This window comes from Microcoleus sp. Pol8_D6, from assembly GCF_036700965.1.
Lineage (GTDB): Bacteria > Cyanobacteriota > Cyanobacteriia > Cyanobacteriales > Microcoleaceae > Microcoleus.
The window spans coordinates 102,877-113,706 of sequence record NZ_JAUBPW010000011.1 but is presented as its reverse complement, the minus strand read 5'-3'; the positions used below and the strand labels follow the sequence as shown (position 1 = coordinate 113,706).

Annotated in this window: 6 protein-coding genes; 1 reads left to right on the top strand and 5 read right to left on the bottom strand. The window is 42.7% G+C overall.

Annotated elements, in window-relative coordinates; translation table 11 throughout:
• Positions 1 to 65: 65 nt before the first annotated feature.
• The 3 genes from QUA10_RS07185 to QUA10_RS07175 form a co-directional block, all read right to left on the bottom strand.
• A complete protein-coding gene (locus QUA10_RS07185) occupies positions 66 to 719 on the bottom strand; it encodes an acyltransferase family protein (protein ID WP_445243561.1) in 654 nt (217 codons plus the stop codon).
• Between the two features lie 142 nt (positions 720 to 861).
• The gene (locus QUA10_RS07180) at positions 862 to 2,274 is read right to left on the bottom strand and encodes an adenylate/guanylate cyclase domain-containing protein (RefSeq protein ID WP_333081989.1); all 1,413 of its coding nucleotides are present in this window, start codon (positions 2,272 to 2,274) and stop codon (positions 862 to 864) included.
• Positions 2,275 to 2,322: 48 nt separating this feature from the next.
• A complete protein-coding gene (locus QUA10_RS07175) occupies positions 2,323 to 7,851 on the bottom strand; it encodes an ATP-binding sensor histidine kinase (protein ID WP_333081988.1) in 5,529 nt (1,842 codons plus the stop codon).
• Between the two features lie 373 nt (positions 7,852 to 8,224).
• Between QUA10_RS07175 and QUA10_RS07170 the strand changes: the two genes are divergently transcribed.
• Positions 8,225 to 9,106: a Cof-type HAD-IIB family hydrolase gene (locus tag QUA10_RS07170; protein ID WP_333081987.1), complete on the top strand. Its 882-nt coding sequence runs from the start codon at positions 8,225 to 8,227 to the stop codon at positions 9,104 to 9,106.
• A gap of 562 nt (positions 9,107 to 9,668) precedes the next feature.
• On the opposite strand, the gene QUA10_RS07165 is transcribed toward QUA10_RS07170, so the two are convergent.
• Entirely contained in the window at positions 9,669 to 10,556 is an 888-nt protein-coding gene (locus QUA10_RS07165) for an alpha/beta fold hydrolase (RefSeq protein ID WP_333081986.1), read from the bottom strand.
• Positions 10,557 to 10,586: 30 nt separating this feature from the next.
• A complete protein-coding gene (locus QUA10_RS07160; RefSeq protein ID WP_333081985.1) occupies positions 10,587 to 10,829 on the bottom strand; it encodes a hypothetical protein in 243 nt (80 codons plus the stop codon).
• Position 10,830: the final 1 nt, after the last annotated feature.

Sequence of the window (10,830 nt, the reverse complement as noted above, 5' to 3'; positions counted from 1 at the left end):
GCTGCCTATCTTTTTTTACCACAAGTTGGCTCAATCCTTACTAGCTATGGGTTTTGGGTGGGTTGTCACCCCCCCAGCCGATCGACATATCCTCCTAAATTTCCTTCTGGCGTGAGTTCGCCGGCAGTGTACCCCCCTAAAGGCACTACGGTTAATGCAGCCCAATACCCAAAAAGTACGGCAACAGCGAGCAGTTTTTGATTGCGGGGGGAAAGGTTGAGAATGGCGATCGCACTGATGAAATAAGCTAAGCCGATGCGCTGCAATACTCCCATGATGCGAATTTTACTGAAGTTTTCCACTGGGGCGCTGTTGAGAAGTACGTCAAGGGCGATCGAAGATGTATTTAGCAGCAATCCTAATATAAATAGAATCGCGGCGCGGCGCGCAATTCGCCAGTAAATATTTGAAGAAGGGAGAAGGAAGAAGGAAGAAGAAAGAGGGTTTTTGGCGGATTCGGATTTTTCCTTTGTTTGTGTGATTTTGGAGGTTTCTATTCCAGTTTTTTGATAATTTTGAAGATATTTAGGCAGCGAGAAAGACATCGCGCAGCCAACGATGAACAAGAAAAACGGAAATACTAAGTCTGTCGGGGTGCAGCCGTGCCATTCTGCGTGTTCTAGTGGTGGATACACCTGTTCCCAACTACCGGGGTTGTTGACTAGAATCATCGAGGCGATCGCAATTCCGCGAAAAACATCAAGGGATTTGAAGCGCATAAATTAAGTTATTTGTTTACTGTTCACTGTTCAGTATCTTAGCGGATGCCCATTTCCTAATTCTTTTCGGGACAATGCCCAATTCCCGATGCCCAATTCCCAATTCCCAATTCCCAATTCCCAATTCCCCATTCCCCATTACCTATATCTCTATTCCTTCCAGAGTCATAATGACTGCATTTTTCATCAACATATCGCAGCGTTCTGCATAAAAAGATGCTGCTTTATCATACTTATTGATTTGCAAAACGCGCAGAAACATTTGCCTTGCTTGCGCGAATTGCTGCTGGTAGTGAAAAAAAATTCCCTGTTCAAAATAAGTTTGAGTTTGTGCTTTTAGTTCGATCATAGTAGCCGAGTCGCCATCATAAATTTCAAATACAGCGACAGGTGTTTGTTTTCCTTTGACTTGAACGCGATCGAGAAATCGGCACTTGTAATGTTGAGGATCGTCTATCCGGCAAAGGGTTTGGACGCTAGCTACAATAGCAACTCCATAAAGCTTTGTCAATCCTTCCACGCGGGAAGCTAAATTAACGGCATCAGAAATCACCGTACTTTCCATTCGTTCCGCTTCGCCAATAGTACCTAACATTAAAGTCCCCGTATGCAAACCAATTCCTATCGAAATAGGTTGATAGCCACTGTTCTGCCTGTGTCTATTATAAATTTTTACTTGATGCTGCATCTCAATTGCTGCTTGCACAGCATCTTCAGCCCTGTTAGGAAATAAAGCCATAATTCCGTCACCAATATATTTATCTATAAAACCGTTGTACTCGCGGATAACTGGGCCAACTCGGCTTAAGTAAGAGTTAAGAAATTCAAAGTTTTCTCTGGGAGACATACTTTCTGACAGACTTGTAAATGAGCGAATATCGGCAAACATAATCGTCATTTCTGCTTGTACAGAGTCTCCTAGTCTGGCATCAACGATGCTTTCTCTTTTGAGAAATTTCAAGAATTCACGGGGAACAAAACGGGCAGATGCGGCGGCAATTTTTTCGAGTTCGCTTTTGCTGGATTCGATTTGATTGAGCGATCTAAATGCTCTCAGTGCGGTGACTACTGTGGTAAATAACTTTTTGTTAGTAAGTTCTGTTTTAGTTTTGTAATCATTGATATCGTAGCTGACAATTACTACATCTTCTGGCACTTGTCCGGGCTGTCCAGTGCGTAAAATAATTCGCACAATTTGATTATTTAAAATATCGCGGATGTATTTAACTACTTCCAAGCCGGCTTCTTCTGTTTCCATAACTACATCGAGTAAAATCAATGCTATGTCGTAGTTATTTTGGATGATTTCTTTAGCTTCTTTTCCTGAGTATGCGCTGATAAATGTGATACTTTTACCTTCAAATTTAAAATCGTTTAACGCTAGTTTAGTAATATTGTGAATTTCTATTTCATCATCTACAATTAAGATTTTCCAACTTTCTTCTAGCGGTTTTTGTTCCGCCTCGTCTTCCTCCGCAAATATTAATTCATCGTCGCCCACCGCGATTAATTCGTCATCGCCTGCTGCCAACAGGTTTTTACTAGCTTCTGACATATATCGTTCTCCTATATAAAACTTATATCCATGTTGGCGGTCTAATAACTAACTGCTCATTTTAGCGGGAAATTCAATCATAAATCTTGTTCCTTTATTTACTTGACTTGTGCAGCTAATCGTGCCTTTTAGTTTTTGTGTAACAAGGTTATAAATAATGTGCAGTCCCAATCCTGTGCCTCCCTGACCTCTTTTGGTGGTAAAAAACGGTTCAAAAATTTTACTGAGATTTTCTGGGTCAATTCCTTTGCCGTTATCGGCATATTCAAATATTAGCCGATCGCCCTCTAGTTTGAAATCAAAAGCCAGAACTCCTTTGTCTTCTCCATCGTAGGCGTGAATTAGGGAATTCAACACCAGATTTGTCACAATTTGACACACTACGCCAGGGTAACTGTCCACTACAATATTTTCATCACACTTAATCTCTATTTTGTGCTTAGTTCTTCTTAGTTTGGCTGTTAAGGATGTCAAAATTTCCTCTAGATAGTTTTTAACATTAAACGTGCGTTTTAACTCGCTTGACTGATCTACAGCTACTTCTTTAAAACTGTGAATCAAGTCGGCTGCCCGCGTGAGGTTAGATAAGATCATATTACTGCTTTGCACGGCGGTATCCAGAAACTTTTCTAACTCGGAACGTTTTATTTGGCCGTTACTGTAAACCTCAAAAAACTTTGTGGCCTTTTCAGCAAGCAGGGAGGCGGCGGTGATGCCGATGCCGATGGGAGTATTGATTTCGTGGGCAACACCTGCAACCAACCCTCCGAGGGCAGCCATTTTTTCCGATTCTACCAGTTTATTTTGAGCCGATTTTAAGTCTTCTAAAGTTTGGGAGAGTTCGGAGGTACGCTGCTGTACTAAATTTTCGAGATTCTGATTGAATTGGTGCAAGTTGGCGTAAAGTTGGGCATTTTCGATGGAGATAGAAATTTGAGAAGACAGCAGTTTTAATATTTCTAACCTGTCTTGTGTAAAAGCACCTGTAGTCAGATTGTTTTCTAAATATAGAATGCCAGTGAGTTGGCCTTGATTAATTAACGGAGTGCAAAGAATTGATTTAGGTTGAACGGCAATTATATAGGGTGTATGAGTAAATTGTCCTTCGCGAGTCGCATCGTTTAAAACTATACTTTCCTGGGTGCGGGCGACGTAATTCACAACTGCAACTGCCAGCAAAGTTACTTCTCGATCGTCGGCTACAAAATCTATCGGAATTGATTGCATGACAGCAACGCGATCGACATCTACAGATCCTGATGCTTCAATCACCCATTGACCCTCTTTTTCTAATATTAAAAAGCCTCTTTGCCCCCCGGCATTTTCAATAACAATTTTCATCATTTTTGCCAGCAGTTTGTCTAGAACTATTTCCCCGGCTAAGGTTTGCGATGCTTTAACTGCTGTGGTCAAGTCTAGCACGGCTGCACTGTCGTTCGTAGTGGAAGCGCTGCTGGTAGATTTGTGAGTTTCAATATTACTTGAAATCGAGCCTGAAGTTAGCAAGTGCGAGTATTTTGATTCTAAATGCGCTGCTTTGGCTGTTGCTCCCCAGCGCTGATAGCAATAACGCGCTTCTGTCAAGTAAGTTTTAGAATTTTTTTCTCTTCCTATGGATAGATAAAATGCTCCTGCCAATTCTGCTGCTAGTGCTTGTACTTGTATGTATCCGTTTTCTTGGGCTCCTTCAATTGCGCGATCGTAATATTCCATTGCTCTCACAATATCCCCCAAAACACGTGCTTTTTCTGCTGTAAGTAAGTCGCATTTATGCTGAAGATTCATGGGTGCAGAAAGCGCTTTTTGTTGCATTTTTTTTCGGTTACTGACAGCGAAAAAAATATGCTCTTCTTGTTCCTCATTGGTGGCAGATGGATAGGCTGCTAGGCGGGCTAGAGAATCGTAAAACTGGTATTCAGAAACATTAATAAAGCCTGCAACTCCGTCTAAATATACTTCGGCTTGCGCTGAATTTTCTAGCGCTGTAGCGGTATCTCCAAATAAATACGCTAGTATTAATTTTTGCAAATAAAAGTGCTGTAGTCCTACCCGATCGTTAGCTTTCAACAGCAGCGACAACAATTTTTCTTCGCTGTATCCTTCACCTAATACAAGGTGTGGACTTTCAACTTTTCCCATCAATTGCAAAATAGTTTGCCGATATATTTGATTCCAAGTTAATACAGTTTCTTGCTTGAGTTGAAACAGCAAATGGTTGTAACTTACCATTTTCCGTTCCAGTTGTGGCAATTCTTGACCGATGAAATACAAAGACTGACAAATATTTACGGCTGAATATCCGACACATTCTAAATCCCCATTTTCTAGCGCACTTTGATAGGCCTCCTCTAATAGCGGCAAAGAGTCTTTAACGTGATGCTTGCCGTTCATCAAAATAAATGCTACTAAATTAAGCGTTTTGCTTTTGAATTCTAACGCATTTAATCTATCGCTCAAACTTAAAGCTAATTGACCGAAGCGATCGCCCGATTCAATATCTCTAACTATTCCTTTTAAAATTGCTCCGTAATTAGCATAGCCGAAGGCAGAAAAAGTAGAATTTCCGTAATTAATAGATAAATTAACTTGCTCGCACACAATTAGTGGCAGCAGCACAGGTTCAACTATAAATGTAGCTGAAAGCATACTGGAAAGCACGCGCATAGTTGCTAATTTGTGCGGATTTGTCATAATCGGCAAGTCAATTAAATCTTCTATTTTTTTTTCGGTTAAATAAGCGGCGGTTTTAGCTAGTGCTTGCTGAATGTGGAGGGGAATAGGCGATTCTGGCAAGTTTATTCCTAACATTTTTAGTGCTTCGCGACCAATTTTTACCGATTCTTGGAGTTGGGTTTGCATCGCACAAGCTATGATTCTGATTTCAAACACTTTGATTTTATCTAGTTCATTGTTTGCGTGTTGCAGAACAATTTCAGCCCATTTTTCCATTGGTTCAAAGTCGGTATTGAGGTAAGCAGCTTCTGCTGCTGACTCGTAGAGTGCAAGAGTCAAGTCGTAGTCAGTTTGCCAACTTTGGAGGGGAAGCAGTTCAATACCTGCGGTTAAATATTTGAGGGCCAGTTCGTAAGCTGTACTTGCTTTTGCTTTGCGACCTGCAATTAAATTCAATTGGCATAATTGAAATTTTTCTAATTCACTGCTGATGATTTTTTTGGCTGAATTTAGTTGGTTGACGGTATCAAAAATATGCTCTTCTAATTGCTCTGGGGGTGCGTTTTGTAGTAAAAAAGTGCCTATTTTTAGATGGATTTCTTGTTTTTGAGAATCGGATATTAAAGCATAAGCTGCTTGCTGCACTCGCTCGTGCAAAAATTTGTAAGTTGCCCTAGGAACATCAGCCACGGGTAGGGACAATTCATCGGTAAAGTCTCTAGATATTGTGTCAGTTATTTCTGTGCTTGCTGCTAGTGCGATCGGAATTTTGTAGGCGTTATTCACGAGCAAAACCAGACCGGACTGAAGTGCCTCACCGAGGTCTGTTGGTGCCGACAGCAGAGGTTTCTCGGCGATGGCAGAGAGAATTTCTAAATCAAATCTGTTACCGATACAAGCGGCTAATTTGAGCAGTTCCTGCGTATTATCTGAAAGTTTCTGAATGTTATTTATCATTAATTCTACAACATTGTCAGTTATTGCCATTTCTTGTATTTGGTCAATATCCCACTGCCACTCGCCTGTGATTTGGCCTTTTTTCACAATACGATCTGAGATGGATTGGGCTAAGTCAGAAAGGTTGGGTTCAGCTAGTTCGACCAAATGATGCGAGGGTGAAGATTTAAATTGGAGCAATTTTTTTGAGTTAAGAAATTTTATTAATTGAGTTAAAAAGAATGGATTTCCACCAGTTTTTTGAAAAAGCAATTCTGCTAAATTTAGGGATTTTTCTGGGGTGCAGTTCAAAGTATCGGCAACGAATTGGTTGACGCTGCTTATATCTAAAGGCGAAAGGGCGATCGCACTTACAGTGCCACCTGCTTTTTTAATTGCTTCGGCGGTCAGCATTACGGGATGATTTGCATTTACTTCCTGCTCTCTATAAGCTCCAATTATTAATAAATATTGAGTTTCCAGGTCGGTTGCTAGCAGTTCTATTAACTTGAGAGATGCTGAATCGACCCATTGCAAGTCGTCGAGAAAAATTACTAAGGGGTGTTCTTTTTGAGCAAAGACGCGGATGAAGTTTTGAAATACTAAATTAAAGCGATTTTGAGATTCATTGGCTCCTAAATCTGGCACGGGGGGCTGTGGCCCGACAATCAGTTCTACTTCGGGAATGGCTTCAATAATTACTTGGCAGTTGCCGCCGAGTGCCTTTAAAATTTTTTGTTTCCAAACATGGATTTGTGCGGTATTTTCTGTGAAAATTTGTCTCAACAAATCTTGAAAAGCTTGAAGCAAAAAAGCGTAGGGAATATCGCGCTTAAGTAGCTCAAATTTGCTGTCAATAAAATACCCATTTTGCCGCAGAATCGGCTTGTATATTTCATATATTAACCACGATTTTCCCACACCTGCACAACCAGAAATCAGCACCATTTCTGTATTGCCTCGCCTCATACGCTGGAAGATACTGAGAAGCATATTAACTTCTGTTTCTCGCCCGTAAAATTTTTGGGAAATTTGCAGGTGACTTGATTGATCTTGTTCGCCGAGGGTTATGTGGGAAATTTTACCTGTTGTTTGCAGTTGAGCGAGACAATTTTCTAAGTCGTACAAAAGTCCCAAAGCACTTTGATACCTGTCTTCGGCGGTTTTTGCTAAGAGTTTCATGACGATATCGGAAACGACTTGAGGAATCTCCTCGGTTTCTACTTGATTGATTCTGCCTTCGATGGTTCTGCTTTCTACTTTCTGCTTTCTGTTTTCACAAGGAGAAACTGGCGTTTTGGCAATATGGCAGTGTACTAATTCCATGGGATCGATCGCCTGAAAAGGCAATTCGCCACAAAGCATTTCATAAAAGGTGACGCCTAAAGAATAAAAATCGGTGCGGTAGTCGATCGCCCGATTCATGCGTCCCGTTTGTTCAGGAGACATATAGGCGAGAGTGCCTTCGAGTAAATGGGGATGGCTGGGGGCGGGGTTTTCGCCCGGTAGCAGGGAGGCGATCGCAAAATCAGCTATCTTGACATCTCCTGTCGAACTATTGACAATAATATTGCTGGGTTTAATATCTTTATGGATAATGTGGTGCTCGTGGAGTTGCCCAATAGTTTCTGCTAGTTTGATGGCAATATGCAGAAATTGTTGTAACTCTAGCTGGTTGTTGCTAAGAAAGTCTTTTAGGGAAATCCCACCAAAATCTTCTAAAACTAAAACCGGAAAGTGATTGTATGTTTCTATTTTATAAAGCTTGACTATTCCGGGGAAATTCAAATTTTTAAGAATTTCAGATTCGTGCAGCAGTTGAGATATTTGCGCTTGGCTAGGATATGGCGGCGTAAGAGTTTTCAGGATAACGGGTTTTTGTTCCTCAATCTGCTGACCTCGATAAATAACTGTGTGAGAGTTTGTATAAAGTTCTCCGTCAATGCGGTATCCCGGAATAGAAATCATGATAGTTGGGGGTAATTTCAAAGAGGCAGTTATACAATTTTAGATTTTAGATTTTAGATTTTAGATTGGGAATGATTGATGATATAAGGGTTTGGAGCGCGGGCTGATAGTTGCATTCTTTTTGACCACAAGTATTATTAAGTAAGTGAAAATACACATTGCCGGTCGAGTGCGGTTTTTACGGCAGTAAACGGGCTACTATTATATAGCTTAGCTAAATACCTCCCTAAAGAGTCGTCCTAGATACTTTTTTTGTCGCTTATTTAGTTATCTATATTTTAGTCTTCAAAAAATCAGAAGTTGCACTTTGCTATCCCGCCAGTGGCAAAATAAACGGGTGCGTGCAAATCAACAGCTAAAATCTAAAAAAATCATGCAGAATATAACTGCCTCAAATCCAGCTAATGCGACCGATCGCGCTTTTGGCACCGCAGACATTCAATTGCTGGTAGTGGATATAGACGGCACGATCGCAGGTTTGTCAAATACCATCCGAGAACCAGTCAAGCAGGCAATTTTGGCTGCGGAGTCGCGGGGAGTGAAAGTGGCCGTCGCTACGGGCAGGATGTACCGCTCAGCTTTGCGTTTTCACCGCGACATCGGCTCAACATTGCCACTGATTTGCTACCAGGGCGCGTGGATTCAAGATCACGCTACTCAAAAGCGGCTGCGGCACTTGCCGCTGTCGAAACAAACTGCTCTGCAACTGTTAGACCATTTTGAAGAACCGCAGTTGCGACCGCTGCTTTCGATCCATTTCTACATTGACGACCAACTTTACGTGCCGGAAATTACCGCAGCTACCCGAATTTATGCCGAAAGATCGGGCATTGAACCAATGGTGATTAAAGATTTGCGGCGAGATCTTCCGGGGGAACCGACGAAAGTTTTGGCATTGTGCGAGAATCCGGGGGTACTCGACGGCTTGCTCAGCAGTATGCGACTGCGCTACACGCCTGCGGAGCTTTATTTGACTCGATCCGTTGCTACTTTTTTTGAAGCTACGCATCCTGTGGCGAATAAGGGAGATGCGGTGCAGTATTTAGCGGAGGAACTTTTGGGTTTGCAGGCGGCGAATGTGATGGCGATCGGCGACAATTTTAATGATGTGGAAATGATTGCCTATGCGGGTGTGGGCGTGGCGATGGGCAATGCTCCTGATGGCGTGAAGGCTGCTGCTGATTGGGTGGCCCCGGATGTGGAGGAAGATGGGGTGGCGGCTGCGATCGAACAATTTGTTTTGAGCGATCGTTGATATTTGTAGCACAAATACCGCAGGGGCGGGTTTAGCGACATTTGGAAAAAATGTATATCAACTCGCCCCGACACAGCGACAATTTATTATTATATAACTGTCTAGTTTTGAGTTTTCTGCAATCAAGTTTTGATTATAAAAAAAATCCACACTTTCGGATTTTTCGAGATTAAGTCGAGTCAATTACTTTGTTTGCAACATCCGAATATTTATTTAACGAACCGCGAAGACGCTAAGAACGCGAATGAAGAATTGAAGAAAGCGGGGCGGGCTTACGGATCTTCTGGATGTGAATTTATAGATAATTTAAAACTCTTAAAAATGGGTTCCCACAGAAAAAGCACCGACGACTGGCCGTGTTTCGTCTCGGTGCTTTTTCTGGTTCGCTCCTCACACGTCCATCAATATAGCTGACTCAGTAAATTGTGTCAATACTTTTTCCAAAAATTGTTTTTTGAGTCGGCTGCTGCCGGGGTATCGGTGCGGTGGATCGAGGCAAAAGTCTTGCAATACAAGGGTTTGACTCGATCGCCCCAGGGTTGGATTCAGCAGAAAAAATTTACTACAATTCCAGCAGCCAGTCCAAAATCAGAGCGTTGACTTCACTCGGCCGCTCGTCGTGGGGACAGTGGCCTGTGTTGGGAATGGAAACAAATTTCACTGGTTTATCGTTGGCGGCCAATTGTTGATAAATCTGGCTGCCGGCGATTGGAGTCCAGGGGTCGTCTGCGCCCCAAAGTACCAATAACGGACGATCGACTTTGGGCAGCAATTCTGACGGTTGAGGGCCTGGAGGGGCTGTGAGAATAGAGGCAAACACTTGTTGAGCTCCGGGCTCACAGGAAGGGGCGTGCAGAAGTTCTACGAGTTCGTCAGTGATGGCTTCGCGGTTCCCGTAGACTTGGCGCAGGGTGTTGCGGATGCGGTGTTTTTGGCGGATGTTGTTGAAGACAAAGGGGCCGATCAGGGGCGATCGAACTAATTTAGTAAAAGTCCCCATCACTACTCGCAGCGGGAAATTTAGTTCGTCGGGCCGGTGGTTGAGCCCGCCGGCACAGTTGATTAAGACTGCACCTGCTGATATTTCTGGATGGTTGGCGACTACCATCAAACTCAGCAAAGCGCCGATCGAATTCCCGACAAATACCGCCGGTTCCTGTACCAGATCCGCCCAGAAATCAGTCAGCAATTCTTCCCACAATTCCAGAGTGTAATCGAGGGCTGGTTTGGCGGAAGCACCGAATCCCAGCAAGTCCAGCGCAAATACGCGATAGCCGCCGGCTGCGAGTGGGGGGATATTTTGCCTCCAATGTCCGATCGAAGCCCCAAATCCGTGAATCAAGATCAGAGGGCGGCCGGTTCCTTGAACGGTATATTGGATTTTGTGACCTTTCCAAGTCCAAATTAGCTTTTCAAAACTCGTTGTAGATACTACCTGTTGTGCTGTCACGGTTCTTAATGTAAATTTTCGTTAACTTCTTTAATCATAGCAGCACAATCCCTCTAAGGGCTGCCTCGGAGCAACGCCCCACACGAACATTGAAATCTTGAGAAGGATGGAAGATATCAGATTAAATAAATAAACATACTTCTTTGTTTCTACCCCTTTTTCCTTCTTCCTTTTTCCGACGGACATCGGACTGACATCCGTTACATCCGTTACATCCGTTACATCCGTTACACAATCCGTTGCCGAACTTTCTTCTTCCTTCTTCCTTCGCAAT

Bases quoted from the DNA above. Each gene is read 5' to 3' on its own strand.
- QUA10_RS07185 (WP_445243561.1), bottom strand. From the start codon at position 719: ATGCGCTTCAAATCCCTTGATGTTTTTCGCGGAATTGCGATCGCCTCG.
- QUA10_RS07180 (WP_333081989.1), bottom strand. From the start codon at position 2,274: ATGTCAGAAGCTAGTAAAAACCTGTTGGCAGCAGGCGATGACGAATTA.
- QUA10_RS07175 (WP_333081988.1), bottom strand. From the start codon at position 7,851: ATGATTTCTATTCCGGGATACCGCATTGACGGAGAACTTTATACAAAC.
- QUA10_RS07170 (WP_333081987.1), top strand. From the start codon at position 8,225: ATGCAGAATATAACTGCCTCAAATCCAGCTAATGCGACCGATCGCGCT.